Raw genomic sequence first — 18,340 nt, forward strand, 5'->3', positions numbered from 1 at the left:
GCCGAGCACGAGCACATGCATGGGCACGTGACTTCCTTAAACGGCGACGTCGGCCAGGTGGCCCTTGCCTTCCAGCCAGGCGCGGCGTTCGGAGGCGCGCTTCTTGCCGAGCAGCATGTCCATCAGCTGCTGGGTGTCGTCGGCGGCGTCCAGGGTGAGCTGTACCAGGCGTCGGGTGTCCGGATTCATGGTGGTCTCGCGCAGCTGTAGCGGGTTCATCTCGCCCAGGCCCTTGAAGCGGGTCACGGAGACCTTGCCCTTCATCTTCTCCGCCTCGATGCGTTCCAGCACGCCGGCCTTCTCGTCGTCGTCCAGGGCGTAGAAGGTCTGCTTGCCGACGTCCACGCGATATAGCGGCGGCATCGCGATGTAGATATGCCCGCGTTCCACCAGCGGGCGGAAGTGCTTCAGGAACAGCGCGCACAGGAGGGTGGCGATGTGCGCGCCGTCGGAGTCCGCGTCGGCCAGGATGCAGACCTTGCCGTAGCGCAGCCCGTCGAGACTGGCCTGCCCCGGGTCCACGCCCAGGGCCACGGAGATGTCGTGGATCTCCTGCGATCCGAGCACTTGGTCCGGGTCGACCTCCCAGGAGTTCAGGATCTTGCCACGCAGTGGCATGATCGCCTGAAAGTCGCGGTCGCGCGCCTGCTTGGCGGAGCCACCGGCGGAATCGCCCTCGACCAGAAACAGCTCGGTGCGCTCCAGGTCCTGGCTGGCGCAGTCCGCCAGCTTGCCCGGCAGGGTCGGGCCCTGGGTGACCTTCTTGCGCACCACCTTGCGCCCCGCGCGGCTGCGTTTCTGCGCGTTCTGGATCGCCAGCTCGGCGATACGCTCGCCCTGCTGCGGGTGCTGGTTCAGCCAAAGGCTGAAGGCGTCCTTGACCACGCCGGAGACAAACGGCGCGGCCTGGCGCGAGGACAGGCGCTCCTTGGTCTGCCCGGCAAACTGCGGGTCCTGCATCTTGAACGACAGCACACTGGCGACCCGCTCCCAGACATCCTCCGGCGCCAGCTTGATCCCGCGTGGCAGCAGGCTGCGGAACTCGCAGAATTCGCGCACGGCATCCGTGAGACCGGTGCGCAGGCCGTTCACGTGCGTGCCGCCCTGCGTGGTCGGGATCAGGTTCACGTAGCTCTCGCTGACGACCTCGCCGCCCTCCGGCAGCCAGGTCACCGCCCAGTCCACCGCCTCGGTGGCGCCGGCCATCGAGCCCATGAACGGCTCCTCCGGCAGGCGATCGAGGCCGTCCAGCGCCTCCACCAGGTAGTCGCGCAGGCCCGCCTGATAGCACCACTCGCAGGCCTCGCCGGTGGTTTCGTCGCGGAAGGTGACGGTCAGGCCCGGGCACAGCACGGCCTTGGCGCGCAAGATGTGCTTGAGTCGGGGGACCGAGAACTTCGCGGAATCGAAGTACTGCGGGTCCGGCCAGAAGTGCAGCGTGGTGCCGGTATTGCGCTTGCCAACCTCCCCGACCTCTTCGAGATCCTGCGTCTTGTGCCCCCCGGAAAAAGCCATGCGGTACTCGCGCCCGTCGCGCTTGATCTGCACCTCGAGCTGCTGCGACAGGGCATTGACCACCGAGACGCCCACCCCGTGGAGGCCACCGGAGAACTGGTAGTTCTTGTCCGAGAACTTCCCGCCCGCATGCAGCGTGGACAGGATCACCTCCACGCCCGGGCGGTTCTCCCGCGGGTGCAGATCGACCGGCATGCCACGGCCGTCATCCGACACGGAGACCGAGTCGTCCTTGTGCAGGATCACGTCGATGCGCTTGGCGTGGCCGCTGATCGCCTCGTCCACCGAGTTGTCGATCACCTCCTGCGCGAGGTGGTTCGGGCGGGTGGTGTCGGTATACATGCCCGGGCGCTTGCGCACCGGGTCCAGCCCCTCGAGGACCTCGATATCGGATGCGGAATAGCTCACACAGGAACCCCTTTATTGATCATGCCCTTTGCCAAACCCAGCCTTCTGAACAGGCACCGTCATTGCGAAGAGCGAAGCGACGAAGCAACCTCCCAACGAAACCACCGACATTGGTCCGGGCCAACGTCGAAGCCGCCCGGGGAGATTGCTTCGTCGGCTACGCCTCCTCGCAATGACGGGGGCAACCGTATTCGTGGCCAGCGCGGTGGCCTGTGCGCAGCGTACCAAAGCCTGCGGGGGAAAGGCTGCTTGCAATCCCGGTTCCGATCCCAACAATGCAGGGCAGATTCCGTATCCCCGTCTTCACAGGAGGTTTCCGATGGAAGAAGCCGCGAGCATAACCGGCGAGGACATCCTCGACGTCACCCAGGAAAGTTTCCAGCAGGCCGTGCTGGAAGAATCCGCCCGCCGCCCGGTGATGGTCGACTTCTGGGCCGCCTGGTGCGGGCCCTGCCAGCAGCTGATGCCGCTGCTGCAGCAACTGGCTGCGCAGTACGCCGGCAAGTTCCGCCTGGCCAAGGTCAACAGCGACGAGCAGCAGGCCCTGGCCCAGCAGTACGGCGTGCGCAGCCTGCCCACCGTGATGGTGTTCCGCCACGGCAAGCCGGTGGACCAGTTTATGGGCGTGCAGCCGGAGCCGAACATCCGCGCGATGATCGACCGCTACCTGGAAAAGCCCTCGGACAGGATCATCGAACAGGCGCGCGAACAGGCGAAAACCGGCGATGTGGACGGTGCCCTGGCCACGCTCAGGGCCGCGCTCGAGGAAGACCCCGACAATGGCGACCTGCGCATCGAGCTGGCCCGAGCGCTGGCCCAGTCTGGCGATGCGGACGCCGCCGAAGCGGAGCTGAACAAGCTGCCGCTGGACCAGCACGAACAGGACGCGGTGAAGGAACTGCGTGCGCGACTAGTCTTCGCCAAGACCGCGGCCGGCATCGACCCGCAGGCCGTGGCGACGGAGATCCAGTCCGGCAACCCCAGCCCCGAGGCACTGGAGAAGATGGCCGCCTACGCGATCCTCTCGGGCCGTGCCGAGGAGGCGCTGGGGCTGTACCTGCAACTGATGAAGCAGCACCGCGCCTACAACGACGGCGCCGGCCAGAAGGGCCTGCTGGCCGCATTCAAGGTGCTGGGGGATGACCATCCGCTGGTCGGACAGTACCGGCGGCAGATGGCGTCACTTCTGTACTAAGGAGACGCTCGGGAATCCGCTCGAACAGGGGCTTCGCGGGCGACCGCGCTCCTGCATGCGCCCCATCGGCCAGGGGGCTGGCCTCCTACGAGGGGCGCGGTCCAGCGCTGTAGGAGCCGAGCCCTCTCGGCGATCAGACGCAGGCCAACCCATCCGACGGACGCCGAACCCCTGCCGTAGCCACCGGGAATACATCCGGCGCGGGCGGGGCTACGCGTGCGCGCGATACGGCAGCACCCCATCGGCCAGGGGGCTGGCCTCCTACGAGAGCGCAACATCAGGTGCTGGCGACGAGCTCTCCGGTGAGTTCGGTCCCAGCGGCCAGGGTCGAGTAGATCGTGCCCTTCTGCACGTTGCGGTGCAGGATCTCCAGCATCTCCTCATCGTCGTCGGTCCCGACTTCGATGCGGTACTCGATTCTGGCGATTGCGGGCGGGTCGTCCTGGCGCCAGCCACGCAACTGGATCGACAGGGTGTCGATCTCCATACGCAACATTGGCAGGGCCCGCTGAATACCCCTCACCATGCAGGCCCCCAGCGATGCGAGCAGCAGCTCCGGCGGGCTCAGCGCATCGTCACGCCCGTCCATGTCGGTGTCCAGGGTGGTCTCGGCCTGCTTGGCGCTGGCCACACTGCCGTGCGAGTCCAGTCGTTCAACGCGCAACTCGTATTCGAGCATCGAAACCTCCGCTGGAAGAATGCGCCCGGCCCGTCCGCTGCGGTCCGGGCGATCCGTTCGGTCAGTTGCTGCCGACGATCCGTTCGATTACGGCCTCCGGCTCCTGATAGCCGGACATCTGCTGGCCGTCCTCGGTGATCAGGGCCGGGGTGCCGCGCAGATTCAGCTGCTGACCCAGTGCCATGTGGGCGTCCTGCGGGGTGCCGCAGCTGCCATCGATGTCGTCCAGGGTGTCACCGGCCTTGGCCCGGTCCATCGCGTCCTCGCGGTCATCCGCACACCAGATCCGGTCCATGATCTCCGGGGAGTTCTGCCCCAGCACCGGGAACATCAGGTAGCGCACCTTGATACCGGCCTCCAGGTACTGCGGGATGTCCTGGTGGATCTCGCGGCAGTAGGGGCAATTCGGATCGGTAAACACGTTCAGCACGCCGCGGGTGTCGCCGTTCGGTGAATAGACGACCAGTTCGCTGTCGTCGATCTCGGCGAACATGTCGGCACGCACGCCCCGCAGCGAACCCTGGGTCAGGTTGTCACGGGTATCCAGGTCAATCAGGTTGCCCTGCAGCAGGTACTTGCCATCCCCGGACACATAGAAGATCTCGGTGCCGTAGCGCACCTCGTAGATCCCGTCCATGCCGGTTTCCTGGATGCTGTCGATCTCGGCATTGGGGATGACCTCGGCCATGCGCTCCTCGATGGCATCGGTCGCGGCGGCGGTGGTAGTGAAGGCGGCCAGCAGGACGGCCAGGGGCAGTGCGCGTTTTACAAACATGGACTCTCTCGTGGCTGTACAAAAAAGGAGGCCAGTCTAGCAGGCCCAACAATACGGCCCGCCCGGCTCTGGCACGAAACTGGGGTAATAGACGTCAGCCGCGGGGATGATGTTCCGCATGCAGGCTCTGCAGGCGGGCGCGTGCGACGTGGGTATAGATTTGCGTCGTCGACAGGCTGGAGTGGCCCAGCAGCATCTGCACCACGCGCAGATCCGCCCCGTGGTCCAGCAGATGGGTCGCGAACGCGTGGCGCAGGGTATGCGGCGACAGCGGCGCCTCGATGCCGGCCACCCGTGCATAGTGCTTGATGCGATACCAGAAGGCCTGGCGCGTCAGTCCCCGGCCACGCCGCGTTACAAACACGGTATCCACCGGCGGATGACCGGCCATCAGGTCGGCCCGGGCCTCGCGCAGATAGCGTGTCAGCCAGTGCACGGCCTCCTCCCCCAGCGGCACCAGGCGTTCCTTGTCGCCCTTGCCGGTCACGCGCACCACGCCCTGGCGGGTGTTCACCTCGGACTGCTCCAGGCCGACCAGCTCGGACACGCGCAGGCCGGTCGCGTACATCAGCTCCAGCATCGCGCGGTCGCGCAGGCCGACTGCGGTATCCAGTTCCGGGGCCGCCAGCAGCGCGTCGACCTGGCTTTCGGACAGGCTGTCCGGCAGCGGGCGCCCGGCGCGCGGGGACTCGATCCCGGCACTGGGGTCATCCTCGCGCTCGCCCTGGTGCACCAGGTAGCGGTAGAAGCGCCGCTGGCTGGACAGGGCACGGGTAATCGACTTTGGCCGCGCGCCCGCCTGCATGCGGGCGCTGACGAATCCCAGCAGATCGGCACCACTGGCCGTCTCCAGCGCGACCCCGCGCCCGTGCAGCCAGCGCGCCAGGGCCTCAAGGTCGCGGCGATAGGCCGCCAGGGTGTGATCCGACAGGCCCTCGACCGCCCAGAGCTCGTCGAGGAAGCGGTCGAGGGTGTCGGACTGGACGACTGCCGCTGCGGTCACGGCCCGCGCGCGGCCTACGGGTTACCTCGCGGGTTGCCCGGATTGCCGAGACCGCCCAGCGGATTGCCCGGCGCCTCGGGGTTCTCCGCGCGGAACTTGCCGGCGAGGTTCTCGAACACCTTGGTCAGCTCCAGCGGCAGCGGGAAGAAGATCGAGTTGGCGTTGCCGTTCGTCGACATGTCGGACATCGTCTGCAGGTAACGCAGCTGCAGCGCGGCCGGGCTCGCCTCCATCTGCTGCGCGGCCTGGACCAGCTTCTCGGCCGCCTGCAGTTCGCCCTCGGCGTGGATGACCTTCGCCCGACGTTCGCGCTCGGCCTCGGCCTGGCGCGCGATCGCGCGGATCATCGAGTCGTCCAGGTCGACATGCTTGATCTCGACATTGGTGACCTTGATGCCCCAAGCATCGGTCTGTGAATCGAGGATCTCCTGGATGTCGTTGTTCAGCTTGTCGCGCTCGGAGAGCATCTCGTCCAGGTCATGCTTGCCGAGCACGGAGCGCAGCGTGGTCTGCGCGAGCTGACTGGTCGCAGCGTAGTAATCCTCGACCTGGATGACCGACTTGGCGGAATCCACCACGCGGAAGTACAGCACCGCGTTCACCCGCACCGTCACGTTGTCCTGCGAGATCACGTCCTGACTGGGCACGTCGAGTGTGATGATGCGCAGGTCGATCCGCACCATCTGCTGGATGCCCGGAATCACGATGATCAGGCCCGGGCCCTTCACCGACTGGAAACGGCCGAGGAAGAAGATGACGCCGCGCTCGTACTCGCGCAGCACCTTGATCGACATCACGATGATGGCGACCAGGATGACTAGCGGGACGACAAAGAAACCGAGATCGTTCATGTCCTGCTCCTTCTGTGTTGAGGGTGCCGCGCCGGCGGGGGAAACACTGTTTAATGTACACGCTCGCGCTCGAGTCGCTTTTGCGTGCGAACAAGGCGCGGTGACCGCCGTGCAGTCATTCTGCACAAGGGAGCCGCAACGCCGTGCGCGCGCAAAAGCGGCCGAGCCCTTTCGTTAATTAAGTCGTAGGGTTGGCACCCCAGGTTCCCCGATCCTGCGTTGCGGCACTTGCCGGTAGAACCACTACCGGCTGCGCACCGCGCCTTGTCTCGGAAAACCTGGGGTACCAACGCGAGTGTGTACATTAATCAGTGTTTCCCTAGCCGGCCGAGGCAGTGCCCGGGGTGTCTTCTTCAGTCACGGGTTCGACCCGAAGCCTGAGTCCTTCGATTGCGGTCACCCGCACCTTCTGTCCTTCGCGGACCGGTGCCGAAGTCTCCGCGTTCCACTGTTCGCTGTGGACCCAGACTCGACCGCTTTGGTCGAAGTCCTCGCGCGCCTCGCCGATCATGCCGATCATCTCTTCGTAGCCGGTGGCGGGCTTCTTGCCACGCAGGCTGAACAGCCGGCCCAGCACCCAGACCGACAGGATGCCGATAGCGATGGCAGTGCCAATCACCAGCGGGATCGCCACATTCAGCTGCGGGTCGTCCCACAGGATGATGGAGCCAACAGTAAAGGCCACGATTCCTCCTATGCCCAGCGCCCCGAAACTGGGTACGAAGGCCTCTGCAATCATGAAAATCATGCCCAGCAGCATCAGCGCCAGGCCCGCGTAGTTCACCGGCATCACCTGCAGCGCGAAGAACGCCAGTATCAGCGCGATCGAGCCGATCACCCCGGGATAGATCGCGCCCGGATTGGCCAGCTCGAAGATGATGCCGTATATCCCGATCAGCATCAGGATGTAGGCGATATTCGGGTTGGTGATCAGCGACAGCAACTGGGTGCGCCAGTCCGGATCCATGCGCACAATCTCCAGCCCCTCGGTCGACAGCGTCCGCTCGCCGTCGTGCATACGCACGGTATGGCCGTCGATCTGCGCCAGCAGGTCGTCGAGGTTGTCCGCGACGAAATCGATCACGTTCTGTTCCAGCGCGGCAGTCGCGGTCAGGTTGGAGCCCTCGCGCACTGTCTCCTCGGCCCACTCGGCGTTGCGGTCGTAGCGCTCGGCCAGGCCGCGGATGTAGGACACCGCATCTTCCAGCACCTTGCGCTCCATCGCGTCGCCGCCCCGGCGGGGTGAGGGGGGATCGTCTTCCAGCAGTTCCTCCTCGGTGGCCGGTTCGACCTCGCCGTTGTCGCCGTTGCCGTTGCCGTTGCCGTTGCCGTTGCCGTTACCGTTGTCGCCATTGCCATTGGTCTCGTCGGTGGCCTCTTCTTCCTCCTCTTCCGGCGGATCCATGCCCGGCAGGCCGCCTCCGCCCATCTGCACCGGCGTGGCAGAACCGAGGTTGGTGGCCGGGGTCATCGCGGCGACATGCGAACCGTAGAGGATGTAGGTCCCGGCACTGGCCGCGCGGGCACCCGAAGGGTGGACATAGGTGACCACCGGGACATCCGATTGCAGGATGTTGCGGATAATGCTGCGCATGCTGGAATCCAGCCCGCCCGGGGTATCCAGCATCAGGACCATGATCTCGGCGTCCTCGGCCTCCGCGCGCTCGATACCGCGGCGGATGTAATCGCCGGTGGCCGGACCAATGGCATCTTCCACGGTCAGCACCAGTGCCTGCCGCTGCCCGGTGTCCGCCAGCGTGGACATCGCCAGCCAGCCGGCCCCCAGCAGCAGGAACGCCAGCCAGATTACGGTTCGCCAGAGGCGCATGCCGCCTCGCTTCATGGGCTTCCTCTCCCGTCGGTCCTGTTTCGTCGTACACTCGGCAACGCTTCACCCGGTACGTGCCCCCACCCTAAACCATAGGCTATTGCGCCGCTGATTCCCCAATCCCGATGTCCGCATCCCCCACGAACAAGGCAATGCATCCGCCACTCGGCCTGGTCCTGGCCGGCGGACAGGGTCGACGCATGGGCGGGCGCAACAAGGGCTGGGTGGAGTACCAGGGCCGCCCACTGGTGGAACAGGTGATCGAACGTCTGCGGCCGCAAGTGGACTCCATCGTGATCAGCGCCAACACCGATATCGACCGCTATCAGGCGCTGGGGTTTCCCTGTCTGCCGGATACGCGCCCCGATTACCCGGGGCCGCTGGCCGGGATCGCCGCGACATGGGCGCACGCCCCCGGCCACACCCTGCTCTGTGTCCCGGTGGATGCCCCGCACCTGCCTCCGAATCTGGCCGCAAGACTGGGCCAGGCGCTGGGCTCCTGCGCCGCCCCGGCCGCGATCGCCCACGACGGCGAACGGCTGCAACCGCTATTCGCGCTGCTCAGACCCGAGCTGGCCGCGCGCCTGGAGACGGATCTCGCACGTGGCCCACTCGCGGTCGGCCGCTGGTTTCGCGACATTGGCGCCACGGTGGTCGACTTCTCCGACCAGCCCGGCGCCTTCGTCAACCTGAACACGCCCGAAGACCTGGTCGGCTGAGCGCCCCCTCCCGCTGCCACCGGTTATCGCTATACTCGGGCGTGCATAACGCAAGCAGGTGGCCATGAACCCAATCCCGACCAACCTCCCGCGCATCGGCTTTGCCGCCTGGAGCGGCAGCGGCAAGACCACCCTGCTCAAGGCGGTGATCCCCGCCCTGCGCGCCCGCGGCCAGCGCCCGGCCGTGATCAAGCATGCCCACCATGCCTTCGACGTGGATACCCCCGGCAAGGACAGCTACGAGCTGCGCCATGCCGGTGCGGACCAGATGCTGGTTGCCTCCTGCCGGCGCTATGCGCTGATGGTGGAGACCCCGGAGACCGACGATGGCCGCGTACCGGACCTGGACATGCTCTGCTCGCGCCTGGACCCGGAACGCGCGGACCTGATCCTGGTCGAGGGCTTCAAGCAGGCTGACCTGCCGAAGATCGAGGTCCACCGCCCCTCTGTCGGCAAGCCCCCGCTCTACCCGGAGATCCCCGGCGTGATCGCGGTCGCGACCGATGCCGCCGAGCTGGACTTCGACGGCCCCCTGCTGCCGATCAACGACCCCGATGCGGTCGCGCGTTTTATCATTGACCACTTCAACCTGAACCCCTGAACACCTGCCCCGGAGACGCCGAGCGCTATGTCCGTGCCCAGCTGCGACGAATTCGACCCCAACGCACTGACCCTGGAACAGGCGCGCGCGGCCATCCTGCAGGCCTGCGATGCACTGACCGAATCCGAGACGTTGGCACTGGAATCGGCGCTGGGCCGCACCCTGGCCGAGCCGGTCGCCGCCCGTATCGACGTCCCGCCGGCCGCCGTCTCGGCGATGGATGGCTATGCCCTGCGCGCCGACGACGCCGTCGAGGGCCGCGAGCTGATGCTGGCCGGGACTTCGGCCGCCGGGCACCCCTGGGACGGCACGGTGACACCGGGCCAGTGCGTGCGCATCCTGACCGGCGCCGTGGTCCCGGACGGGGCCGACGTCGTGATCATGCAGGAACAGGTCGAGCGCGTCGGCGAAACCGGGATTCGCCTGCACAACGGCGGCCTGGCGCCCGGGCACAACATTCGCGGCCCGGGCAGCGACACTGCCAGCGGGACCGCACTATTCGCCAGGGGGCATGTCATCGGGGCGGCCGAGATCGGCGTGCTGGCCAGCCAGGGGATCGGCGAGCTGCAAGTACTGCGCAAGCCGCGGGTCGCATTCTTCTCCACCGGCGACGAACTGGTGCCGCTGGGACAGCCGCTGGGACCGGGCCAGATCCATGACTCCAACCGCCACACGCTGCGCGCGCTGCTGGCCTCCTACCCGGTCGAGGCGCTGGACTACGGCGTGATCCGCGATACAGAGGCGGCCGTTCGCGAGGCGCTGGAGCGCGCCGGGCAGGAAGCGGACCTGGTCATCACCACCGGCGGCGTCTCGGTCGGCGATGCCGACCACGTGACTCGTGTCCTGCAGGCCTCGGGCCAGGTCGGCTTCTGGAAGATCGCGATCAAGCCCGGCCGCCCTCTGGCCTTCGGGCGTTTCGGCAACGCCCACTTCCTGGGCCTGCCCGGCAACCCGGTCGCGGTCATGACGACCTTCGCGCTGCTGGTACGCCCTGCCCTGCAGGCCCTGGCCGGACGCGACACCACGCCGCCGCACACCATCAGCGCACGCCTGGTGGAGGACCTGCGCAAGACCCCCGGGCGCAAGGACTTCCAGCGGGCGGTGCTCGCCACCGATGAGCGTGGATGGGTCGTACGTTCGGCCGGCGGCCAGAGCTCGCACCAGCTGCGCGCGATGAGCGAGGCCAATGCCTACATCGTGCTGCCGCGCGAGTCCGACGGGGCGCGCGTGGGCGAATGGGTGGAGGTGCTCCCGTTCCGGGAAGTCTTCTGATCGCCGCAGCCTTCGGGATTGCAGGCTGGGGCCTTTGCTTTGAAGGCTGACTTATTCGCGAGTCGGGGCGGACTCGGCCATGGCGGCAAATTCCCGCTCCAGCAGGGCCTCGTCACCCAGATTGAGCTCGACCAGGCGGCGCAGGTGCGTCGCCGATTCCAGCGGCATCGCCTCGATCTCGAGTCCCAGCCACAGGCCCTCCTGCCAGCGTACGCGACCCTCGAACGCGATCCGCGCCTCGTCGGACAAAGGGATGTCCAGCGTGACCACGGCATCTGGCTCAAAAACTGGGATCTGCGCCCCCTCGACCAGGACACCGCGCAGCGATATGTCCTCGACGCGCACGGGACATTCCCCGTTCGCATGGACCAGGGTGGCCGGAAACTCCAGGGGGATACGTTGAAACCGTCGCTCCATACAGGAAGACTACGCGCTCCTTGCCCGTTCCACCAACCTGCATACCGATCCCGACCCTGCCCATGAGCCAAGACCCCAAGAATATCGAAGGCCTGCCCGCCGGCCTGCTGCGCCGCTTCGGCGCGATCATCTACGACGCCCTGCTGTTGATCGCGATCTGGATGGTGCTGGGCATGATCGTGGTGGCACTGGGCAACCTGACCGGCTGGTACTCCACCCGCGCGCATTTCATCGCCAACCTGTTCGTGGGCTGGGCATTCTTTTTCTGGTTCTGGACGCGCACCGGGCAGACCCTGGGCCTGCAGACCTGGAACATCCAGCTGCGCACCGAGCATGGCCAGCCGGTCAACGCCTGGCAGGCCACGCTGCGCTATCTGGTGGCGGCCGCCCAGTGGCTGGTGGTGCTGATGGCGATCTGGGCGGTGCGCGAACACGGCGCCGTGGCAACCGTGGCGGTCACCACCGCGGCAATCTTCGCGCTGGGGCTGTCGCAGTTCCATCCACGGCGCTGGATGCTGCACGACTGGCTGTCCGGGACCGAGCTGGTACGCATCCCGGGCTTGGCCAAACCACGCTGGAAAAAAGACAAGGCGGCCTGAACCGACGCCGCCTGCGGCCCCGGAGCCCGCAGGGTCCTTTACATCACGGGGCAAGCCACAGGCCTGATTCCTCCAGCCCGTCGGCGATTTGCTCCGCCATTTGCTGATAGCCGGCCGCGTTGGGGTGGATGCGATCCGCGCGCAGGTCGCCGTTCGAGAGCACCCCTGACAGCACCCCGTCGATTAGCGGGACCTCCTCCTCGCGCGCCAACTCGCCATAGATGCCGTCGTCACGCAGGCGCCCCGTGGCGGCCGCGAAGGCCGAGGCCGAGGGCACGCCAAGCAGCAGGGGCTGGGCGCCATGCTCGCGCACCTCGTGGATCAGGGCCCGCAGGTCCTCCTTGACCGCCGGCGCGGCGCGCTGGCGCAGGAAGTCATTGCCGCCGAGACCGATGATCACCAGATCGGGCTCGTGCTCGCGCAGGCTGGGGCCCAGCCGGCCACGCGCGCTGTCCGCCCGGTCGCCGGGCACGCCGTCGTTCACCACCTGCCAGCCAGTGATCTCGGCCAGACGCGCCGGGAAATCTTCCCCGCGCGAGGCGCCCGTCCCGTGGGTCACGCTGTCCCCGAACGCCAGCACCGTGGCCGCGCGCGGCAGCGGCTCCAGGTCACCGGGTCCGCTACCACCACAGCCGGCGAGCAGGGCCAGCAGCCCCGCCAAACCGCCCGCGAGAAATATCCGCCGCAAGGGAGCGATCATGCCCGCACCGCCATGCGTCGCAGCGCGAACAGCGCGATGGCCAGGAACAGCAACACCGGCAGGCTGGCCGCCAGCAGCGGCGGCAGGTTGTACACCAGCCCCAGGTGGGTGATCGCGCGCATCACGATCACGAACGAGACCCCGATCGCGATCCCGATAAACAGGCGCTGGCCGGCGCCGCCCTCGCGCTGCGAGCCGAACAGGAACGGGATCGCCAGCAGCAGCATCACGAAGGTACTGGCCGGCAGGGTGAAGCGCTGCCAGAACGCGACCTCGTAGGGAGCCGCATCCAACTGATTCTGCTGCAGATAGTCGATGTAGCGAGAGAGATCGAGCGCGGCCATCTGGCTGGGCTCGACCACCAGCACGTCGAAATACTCGGGGGCGATCAGCCGGTCGATTGTCTCCTGCTCACGGTGTTCGGCGACCACGCGGTCATGCGACAGCTGCGAACGCTCCACGTCCTCCAGCCGCCAATCTCCATCGACAAATCGGGCCCGCGCCGCGCGGGTGATGCGGCTGGGCTCGCGATCCCCGGTGAACTCGATGATGCGCACCCCGATCAGCTGATTCCCGGCCAGCACCGACTCGGCGTGGATCATCCGCTGACCGTCGCGTGCCCAAAGCCCCATCGACCCCACGCTGATCTCCTCGTCGAAGGCCGAGGCCTTCAACGCCTGGGCACGCGTCTCCGAGGCCGGGGCAAAGAACTCGCCGATAATCAGCATCACCATTACCACGACCAGCCCCGCCTGCAGCACCCAGACGATGAACCGGCCCAGGGTCATGCCGGCGGCCCGCATCGCCGTCAGCTCGCTGTTCGCGGCGAGGTTGCCCAACCACAGGAGCCCGCCCAGCAGGGCCGCCGAGGGCAGCATTTCGTACATCCGCCGCGGCAGGGTCAGCGCCACGTAGAGCATCGCCTCGGTGACCCCGTAGGTGCCGGTGCCGGTATCGCGCAGCTCGTCGATCATCGCGAACACCGCGTCCAGCGCGACCAGCAACACTACGGCCAACGTCGTGCCGATCAGCACCTGGCGGATCACATAGCGCCCCAACACCGTGGTCATGGCGCCCCTCCGGCATCACGCAAGCGAGGAGTGGCCGATCGCAGCCGCAACAGGCCCTTGTGCCAGGCCAGCACCACCCACAACACCAGCATCAGACCATGGGTCCACCACAGCCCCAGGGCCAGTGGTGTGCGGCCGTCGGCCAGCTGTCCCTGCCCGAGGATGAGGAAGTTTGCGTACAGCACGTACACACCGATCGCGGCCGGGATGCGCGCATAGCGCCCGGTGCGGGGCGGCACCTGCGCCAGCGGCAGCGCAAGCAATGCCAGCACCAGGATCGACAGCGGCATTGCCAGACGCCATTCCAGCTCGGCGCGCGCCTCGGGATCGTCGCGCTGCGCCCACAGCGCGGAGGTCGGCAGCGCATCCAGGCTAGCGCGGCGCGTGGTTGGGTCGGGCTCGGTAATCTGGGTGCGCAGGCGCTCGAACTCCAGCATGCGGAAGCTCGCAGTGCCGGGCTCGCCGACGTAGCGATAGCCGTTCTCCAGCAGCAGGAAGCCGCTGCCCCCGGCCTCGGGATCGGGCACCGCGCGCTCGGCCACGGTGATCTGCGACTCTCCATCCACCTCGCGATAGATGAAAACTTCCAGCAAGGCCTCGCGATCCTCGCTCATGCGCTCGGCGAAGAAGACCTGATCGCCCACCCGCGAACGCAGGAAACGCCCCGGGGCAATCCCCACCAGGTCGGAGCGCTGCTCGGCCAGGTCGCGCAACTGGTCGATCTGCGCCTCGGTACGGGGTACGACCATGGTCATCAGCACCAGCAGCAGGATCGCGGCCGGGGCCGCCACCCAGAACAGCGCGCGGTACAGGGCCGCGAACGACATCCCGCTGGCCTGCAGCGCGGTCATCTCGCTGTCGCGCTGCATGCGCCCGAACACCAGCATGAACGCCAGAAACAGGGCGACCGGCCAGAGGAACACAATGCCCTTGAACGCCCCGAACGCGACCATGCCGGGGAGGAAATCGACCGGCAGGCTGCCCTCGGCGACGTCGCGCAGCACCCGCGCCAGTACGCCGCCGATAATGACCAGCAGCAACACCACGCTCACTGCGGCCTGGGTCAGCCACAGCTCGCGGGCGATGAAGCGCTCGGCGCGACGCAGGATCATGCGCCCGTCACCCCGCGCCGGACGCGACGCGTGGTCGGGCGCCGCTCGGCGCTGGTAACATGCTCGGACTCATTTTCGGGAGGCATTTGATGCAATTCTCCGTCACCACCTCGACCCTCGACAAACCCCGCGTCGGCATCCGCGCCGCCGGGATCGCCCAGAAGCGCAAGCCGGCCGCGGGCGCCAGCGCTTTGGATGCCGCGCGCGACGGCGAGATCGCCGCCCTGCTGAAGGCCGGCGAGATGGATGGCGAGGCCGGCAGCCGGCTGCTGCTGCCCGGCGGTGGAACCAAGGGTAGCGCACTCCTGATCGGCCTGGGGGCGAAGAAGGACTTCGACGCCCGCGCCGCGCGCAAGGCGGCGCAGGCCCTGGCCGCCGCGCTGGTCGAGCGCCCGGCCACCAGCGCGGCGATCGCGGTCGCGGACTTCCAGCCGCGCGGCAAGGACATCGCCTGGGTGGTGCACACCCTGGTCGCGGCGATCTCGGAGGCCGCCTACCGCTTCACCCCGTTCAAGGGCAAGGAGAAGACCACCCCGGTGAAGCTGGACAAGATCCAGCTGTGCGTGGAGCGCAAGGACGCCGAGGCCGCGAAGCAGGCCTGCACCGAGGCCGCGGCGATCGCCACCGGCGTGAACCGCGCGAAGGACCTGGGCAACACCCCGCCGAATGTCTGCTACCCGGAGAGCCTGGCCGACACCGCACGCGAGCTGGCGAAGCAGTACAAGCAGCTGAAGGCCACGGTGCTGGACGAGAAGGACCTGGAGAAGCTCGGCGCCGGGGCCATCCTGGCGGTGGGCAAGGGCTCCGAGCGCCCACCGCGCCTGATCGCGATGGAGTACTCCGGCGGCAAGAAGGGCGACGCCCCGGTGGTGCTGGTCGGCAAGGGCATCACCTTCGACACCGGCGGCATCTCGCTGAAGCCCGGTGCCGAGATGGACGAGATGAAGTACGACATGTGCGGCGCCGCCAGCGTGTTCGGGGTGATCGAGGCCTGCTGCGAGCTGGGGCTGCCGGTCAACGTGGTCGGCGTGGTCACCAGTGCCGAGAACATGCCCGACGGCCGCGCGACGCGCCCGGGCGACATCGTCACCACCCTGTCCGGACAGACCGTCGAGATCCTGAATACCGACGCCGAGGGCCGCCTGGTGCTGGCCGATGCCCTGACCTGGGTGGAGCGCTACAAGCCGAAGGCGGTGATCGACATCGCCACGCTGACCGGGGCCTGCATCATCGCCCTGGGCCATCAGGGCGCGGCGATCCTGGGCAACAACGAGCGCCTGGCGAAGAGCCTGCTGGCCGCCGGCGAGGAGACCGGTGATCGCGGCTGGCAGCTCCCGCTGTGGCCGGAGTACCAGGAACAGCTGAAGAGCAATTTCGCCGACATGGCCAACATCGGCGGGCGCCCGGCCGGCACCATCACCGCCGCCTGCTTCCTGTCGCGCTATACCGAGGACTACACCTGGGCGCATGTCGATATCGCCGGCGTGGCCTGGAAGAGCGGCAAGGAGAAGGGCGCGACCGGCCGCCCAGTCCCGATGCTGATGCGCTACCTGCTCGACCAGGCCTGATCCGGGTCGGGCGCGGATGACCCACGTCAGCTTCTACCTGCTGCAGGACCCGGCCCCGGAGGCGCGCCTGCGCTTCACCTGCCGCCTGGCGAAAAAGGCCAGCGGCCAGGGCCATCGCGTGCACATCCACACCGGCTCGCCGGAGCTGACGCGCACGCTGGACGAGTGGCTGTGGACCTTCGAGGACACCGCGTTCCTGCCGCACAGCACCGATGTGCGCGATGCGGACGTCCCGGTCTCCCTGCACGAAGCCCATGCCCCGTCGGATCGCTGCGACGTGCTGATCAACCTGGCGCCGGAGGTGCCGGAGTACTGCGGGCGCTTCGAGCGCGTCGCGGATATCGTCGGCGGCGAGGAGTCGGCGCGCGAGGCGGGCCGCGCCCGCTACCGCTACTTCAAGGAACGCGGCTACCCACTGAAGCACCACAACATCTGACGCGCACCGCACCAGGGAAACACGGACTCTTCAAGCCTTGTGCCAGATCAGCACCTGATTGTTGACCGGCATCTCCACCACCTCGGCCCGGCCGAGACCGTGCTGCGCGGCCAGCGCGTCCAGGTCGGCCCGGTCACGCACGCCCATGCCGGCATCCTGCTGACGCAGCATCGCATCGAAACGCGCGTTGGAGGCCGCCATATGTGCGCCGTCGTGGGCGAACGGGCCGTAGAGCGCGAACACCCCGGCCGGTGCCAGCACCCGCCCCACGCCGGCAAAAAAGGCCTCGACCGCCGGCCAGTGCATGATGTGCACGGTATTCGCGCTGTAGACGTAGTCGAACGGCCCCTCGGGCCAGGGGTCGGCCAGCACGTCCAGCGCCACCGGCGCCCGCAGGTTCGGCAGCGCCGCGTCCGCCCGCCAGGCCTCCACCCCCGGAAGATTCTCCGCGACATCGCTTGGGAGCCAGTCGAGGTGTGGCAGGGCGCCGGCGAAATACGCCGCGTGCTGCCCCGTTCCCGCCCCAACCTCCAGTACGCGTCCCGGGGCGGCAAAGCGGTCGCGCAATACGGACAGGATGGGGTCGCGGTTCTCCTCCGCGGCCGGGGCGTACGGCTTGTGTCGGGGCATCATCTCTCCTGCATCGGATTTCGGGTCATTCTGGACGCGCCCGGGGCGGACTGCCATGATCGAGGGACATCCCGAACACAGGCCCGCCCCATGTCGCATCCCCGCTGGTTTGCCTGGCCCCGAGTCCTGATCGTCTCCCTGGTGTTCACCCTCACGCTCGCCGCCAGTGACACCCTCGCCCGCGAAGTCGATCCGGAGGCGCTGGAACGCGTGCTGCCGGTGGAGCTGGCCACCGTCGGCATGGACGCTCAGACCGGCGCCCCGATCGCCCTGCTGCGCGACCCCGACTCCGGCGAGGTGGTACCGATCGTGATCGGCCCCGACCAGGCGCAGGCCATCCTGCTGGCGATGCACGAGGTCCAGCTGTCGCGTCCGCAGACGCACGACCTGATGATCAACCTGCTGGACGAACTGAATGCGACCCTGGAGCGCGTGATCGTCGACGGCCTGGTCGACGGCACCTACCTCGGCTGGCTGGAACTGCGCGTGGAGGGCGAGGAAGAACCGCGCTACATCGACACCCGCCCCAGTGACGGCCTGGCCCTGGCCGTGCGCACCGGTGCCACGATTGCGGTCTCGCCCGACGTCCTCGAGGCCGACGTGCCGTTCGAATACAGCCCGCCCGGCGACGACGAGGTGGTGACCGCACTCGGCATCACCGTGATCGCGGTGCGCGACGACCTGCGCGAGGCACTGGAACTGCCGGATGAACCCGGCGTGCTGGTCAGCCGCGCCCAGGGCGCTGCCGCAGCCGCCGGCCTGGCGCAGGGCGCGCTGATCCTGGAGGTAAACGGGCAAACTCCCGAGACCCCGATCGAATTCCTGGATGCGGTCTCCGAGACTCCGGATGGCGAAGAGGCGGAGATCCGCTTCTGGCTGGACGGCGAGGAACGCACCATCACTCTGCCCACCGACGTCCCGCAGATCGAAGAGTCGGACGACGCGCTGGCCGTGTAGCGGAA

Annotated in this window: 19 protein-coding genes; 8 read left to right on the top strand and 11 right to left on the bottom strand. The window is 67.6% G+C overall.

Annotated features, from left to right (window positions below; all coding sequences use genetic code 11):
* Positions 1-36 precede the first annotated feature (36 nt).
* Positions 37-1,923 carry a DNA topoisomerase IV subunit B gene (gene parE / locus F791_RS0112480; RefSeq protein ID WP_019592716.1) on the bottom strand — a complete coding sequence of 629 codons (1,887 nt, stop codon included), beginning with the start codon at positions 1,921-1,923 and terminating at the stop codon, positions 37-39.
* 319 nt (positions 1,924-2,242) lie between these two features.
* On the opposite strand from parE, the gene trxA reads away from it, so the two are divergent.
* Positions 2,243-3,118 (top strand): thioredoxin, encoded by an 876-nt coding sequence (trxA, locus tag F791_RS0112485; protein WP_019592717.1) that lies wholly within the window; start codon positions 2,243-2,245, stop codon positions 3,116-3,118.
* A gap of 277 nt (positions 3,119-3,395) precedes the next feature.
* Here trxA and F791_RS0112490 read toward each other — a convergent pair whose 3' ends face one another.
* The 5 genes from F791_RS0112490 to F791_RS0112510 form a co-directional block, all read right to left on the bottom strand.
* Complete coding sequence (locus F791_RS0112490; RefSeq protein WP_019592718.1) at positions 3,396-3,797, bottom strand: OsmC family protein; 402 nt, start codon at positions 3,795-3,797, stop codon at positions 3,396-3,398.
* A gap of 61 nt (positions 3,798-3,858) precedes the next feature.
* A complete protein-coding gene (locus F791_RS0112495) occupies positions 3,859-4,572 on the bottom strand; it encodes a DsbC family protein (RefSeq protein ID WP_018138024.1) in 714 nt (237 codons plus the stop codon).
* Between the two features lie 94 nt (positions 4,573-4,666).
* Positions 4,667-5,575, bottom strand: a complete 909-nt coding sequence (xerD, locus tag F791_RS0112500; protein WP_019592719.1) for a site-specific tyrosine recombinase XerD — start codon at positions 5,573-5,575, stop codon at positions 4,667-4,669.
* Between the two features lie 14 nt (positions 5,576-5,589).
* Positions 5,590-6,426 (bottom strand): slipin family protein, encoded by an 837-nt coding sequence (locus tag F791_RS0112505; RefSeq protein ID WP_019592720.1) that lies wholly within the window; start codon positions 6,424-6,426, stop codon positions 5,590-5,592.
* A 319-nt stretch (positions 6,427-6,745) separates the two neighbouring features.
* Complete coding sequence (locus F791_RS0112510) at positions 6,746-8,269, bottom strand: nodulation protein NfeD (RefSeq protein WP_018994730.1); 1,524 nt, start codon at positions 8,267-8,269, stop codon at positions 6,746-6,748.
* A 137-nt stretch (positions 8,270-8,406) separates the two neighbouring features.
* On the opposite strand from F791_RS0112510, the gene mobA reads away from it, so the two are divergent.
* The 3 genes from mobA to glp all read left to right on the top strand — a co-directional run bounded on the left by mobA (position 8,407) and on the right by glp (position 10,846).
* Positions 8,407-8,973, top strand: a complete 567-nt coding sequence (gene mobA / locus F791_RS0112515) for a molybdenum cofactor guanylyltransferase MobA (protein WP_018138155.1) — start codon at positions 8,407-8,409, stop codon at positions 8,971-8,973.
* Positions 8,974-9,037: 64 nt separating this feature from the next.
* Positions 9,038-9,574, top strand: coding sequence for a molybdopterin-guanine dinucleotide biosynthesis protein B (gene mobB / locus F791_RS0112520; protein WP_018138156.1), 537 nt, complete (start codon positions 9,038-9,040; stop codon positions 9,572-9,574).
* A gap of 27 nt (positions 9,575-9,601) precedes the next feature.
* Positions 9,602-10,846 carry a gephyrin-like molybdotransferase Glp gene (gene glp / locus F791_RS0112525; protein ID WP_018994272.1) on the top strand — a complete coding sequence of 415 codons (1,245 nt, stop codon included), beginning with the start codon at positions 9,602-9,604 and terminating at the stop codon, positions 10,844-10,846.
* Between the two features lie 51 nt (positions 10,847-10,897).
* Here glp and F791_RS0112530 read toward each other — a convergent pair whose 3' ends face one another.
* Complete coding sequence (locus tag F791_RS0112530) at positions 10,898-11,263, bottom strand: PilZ domain-containing protein (protein ID WP_018174552.1); 366 nt, start codon at positions 11,261-11,263, stop codon at positions 10,898-10,900.
* A gap of 62 nt (positions 11,264-11,325) precedes the next feature.
* Here F791_RS0112530 and F791_RS0112535 point away from each other — a divergent pair, with 62 nt between their 5' ends.
* Positions 11,326-11,862, top strand: coding sequence for an RDD family protein (locus tag F791_RS0112535; protein ID WP_019592721.1), 537 nt, complete (start codon positions 11,326-11,328; stop codon positions 11,860-11,862).
* Positions 11,863-11,905: 43 nt separating this feature from the next.
* Here the strand turns inward: F791_RS0112535 and F791_RS0112540 are convergent, their stop codons facing one another.
* From F791_RS0112540 to lptF, 3 genes are read right to left on the bottom strand one after another with little or no spacing between them, the layout of a single operon-like run.
* On the bottom strand, positions 11,906-12,562 hold the full coding sequence (locus tag F791_RS0112540) for a GDSL-type esterase/lipase family protein (RefSeq protein ID WP_018994346.1): 657 nt from the start codon (positions 12,560-12,562) through the stop codon (positions 11,906-11,908).
* Positions 12,559-13,632, bottom strand: a complete 1,074-nt coding sequence (lptG, locus tag F791_RS0112545; RefSeq protein WP_018994726.1) for an LPS export ABC transporter permease LptG — start codon at positions 13,630-13,632, stop codon at positions 12,559-12,561. The genes F791_RS0112540 and lptG overlap by 4 nt, the downstream gene beginning before the upstream one ends.
* Positions 13,629-14,744 carry an LPS export ABC transporter permease LptF gene (gene lptF, locus F791_RS0112550; protein ID WP_019592722.1) on the bottom strand — a complete coding sequence of 372 codons (1,116 nt, stop codon included), beginning with the start codon at positions 14,742-14,744 and terminating at the stop codon, positions 13,629-13,631. The genes lptG and lptF overlap by 4 nt, the downstream gene beginning before the upstream one ends.
* An 89-nt stretch (positions 14,745-14,833) precedes the next feature.
* Here lptF and F791_RS0112555 point away from each other — a divergent pair, with 89 nt between their 5' ends.
* Both F791_RS0112555 and F791_RS0112560 read left to right on the top strand, forming a co-directional pair.
* Positions 14,834-16,312, top strand: coding sequence for a leucyl aminopeptidase (locus F791_RS0112555; protein WP_019592723.1), 1,479 nt, complete (start codon positions 14,834-14,836; stop codon positions 16,310-16,312).
* Between the two features lie 16 nt (positions 16,313-16,328).
* A complete protein-coding gene (locus F791_RS0112560) occupies positions 16,329-16,748 on the top strand; it encodes a DNA polymerase III subunit chi (RefSeq protein WP_018138164.1) in 420 nt (139 codons plus the stop codon).
* A 30-nt stretch (positions 16,749-16,778) separates the two neighbouring features.
* Here F791_RS0112560 and F791_RS0112565 read toward each other — a convergent pair whose 3' ends face one another.
* Positions 16,779-17,378, bottom strand: coding sequence for a DUF938 domain-containing protein (locus F791_RS0112565; RefSeq protein ID WP_018649091.1), 600 nt, complete (start codon positions 17,376-17,378; stop codon positions 16,779-16,781).
* A 90-nt stretch (positions 17,379-17,468) separates the two neighbouring features.
* On the opposite strand from F791_RS0112565, the gene F791_RS0112570 reads away from it, so the two are divergent.
* The gene (locus tag F791_RS0112570; protein ID WP_018138166.1) at positions 17,469-18,335 is read left to right on the top strand and encodes a bifunctional nuclease domain-containing protein; all 867 of its coding nucleotides are present in this window, start codon (positions 17,469-17,471) and stop codon (positions 18,333-18,335) included.
* The last annotated feature ends 5 nt before the right edge of the window (positions 18,336-18,340 follow it).

Origin of the sequence: Thioalkalivibrio sp. ALRh, from assembly GCF_000381425.1 — a bacterium.
GTDB lineage: Bacteria > Pseudomonadota > Gammaproteobacteria > Ectothiorhodospirales > Ectothiorhodospiraceae > Thioalkalivibrio.

Excerpts from the sequence above, each read along its gene's own strand:
- mobB (WP_018138156.1), top strand. The coding sequence starts at position 9,038 with ATGAACCCAATCCCGACCAACCTCCCGCGCATCGGCTTTGCCGCCTGG.
- F791_RS0112495 (WP_018138024.1), bottom strand. The coding sequence starts at position 4,572 with ATGTTTGTAAAACGCGCACTGCCCCTGGCCGTCCTGCTGGCCGCCTTC.
- F791_RS0112510 (WP_018994730.1), bottom strand. The coding sequence starts at position 8,269 with ATGAAGCGAGGCGGCATGCGCCTCTGGCGAACCGTAATCTGGCTGGCG.
- trxA (WP_019592717.1), top strand. The coding sequence starts at position 2,243 with ATGGAAGAAGCCGCGAGCATAACCGGCGAGGACATCCTCGACGTCACC.
- F791_RS0112555 (WP_019592723.1), top strand. The coding sequence starts at position 14,834 with ATGCAATTCTCCGTCACCACCTCGACCCTCGACAAACCCCGCGTCGGC.
- lptG (WP_018994726.1), bottom strand. The coding sequence starts at position 13,632 with ATGACCACGGTGTTGGGGCGCTATGTGATCCGCCAGGTGCTGATCGGC.
- F791_RS0112535 (WP_019592721.1), top strand. The coding sequence starts at position 11,326 with ATGAGCCAAGACCCCAAGAATATCGAAGGCCTGCCCGCCGGCCTGCTG.
- F791_RS0112560 (WP_018138164.1), top strand. The coding sequence starts at position 16,329 with ATGACCCACGTCAGCTTCTACCTGCTGCAGGACCCGGCCCCGGAGGCG.
- F791_RS0112540 (WP_018994346.1), bottom strand. The coding sequence starts at position 12,562 with ATGATCGCTCCCTTGCGGCGGATATTTCTCGCGGGCGGTTTGGCGGGG.
- F791_RS0112565 (WP_018649091.1), bottom strand. The coding sequence starts at position 17,378 with ATGCCCCGACACAAGCCGTACGCCCCGGCCGCGGAGGAGAACCGCGAC.
- lptF (WP_019592722.1), bottom strand. The coding sequence starts at position 14,744 with ATGATCCTGCGTCGCGCCGAGCGCTTCATCGCCCGCGAGCTGTGGCTG.
- F791_RS0112505 (WP_019592720.1), bottom strand. The coding sequence starts at position 6,426 with ATGAACGATCTCGGTTTCTTTGTCGTCCCGCTAGTCATCCTGGTCGCC.
- F791_RS0112490 (WP_019592718.1), bottom strand. The coding sequence starts at position 3,797 with ATGCTCGAATACGAGTTGCGCGTTGAACGACTGGACTCGCACGGCAGT.
- F791_RS0112570 (WP_018138166.1), top strand. The coding sequence starts at position 17,469 with ATGTCGCATCCCCGCTGGTTTGCCTGGCCCCGAGTCCTGATCGTCTCC.
- glp (WP_018994272.1), top strand. The coding sequence starts at position 9,602 with ATGTCCGTGCCCAGCTGCGACGAATTCGACCCCAACGCACTGACCCTG.
- F791_RS0112530 (WP_018174552.1), bottom strand. The coding sequence starts at position 11,263 with ATGGAGCGACGGTTTCAACGTATCCCCCTGGAGTTTCCGGCCACCCTG.
- mobA (WP_018138155.1), top strand. The coding sequence starts at position 8,407 with ATGCATCCGCCACTCGGCCTGGTCCTGGCCGGCGGACAGGGTCGACGC.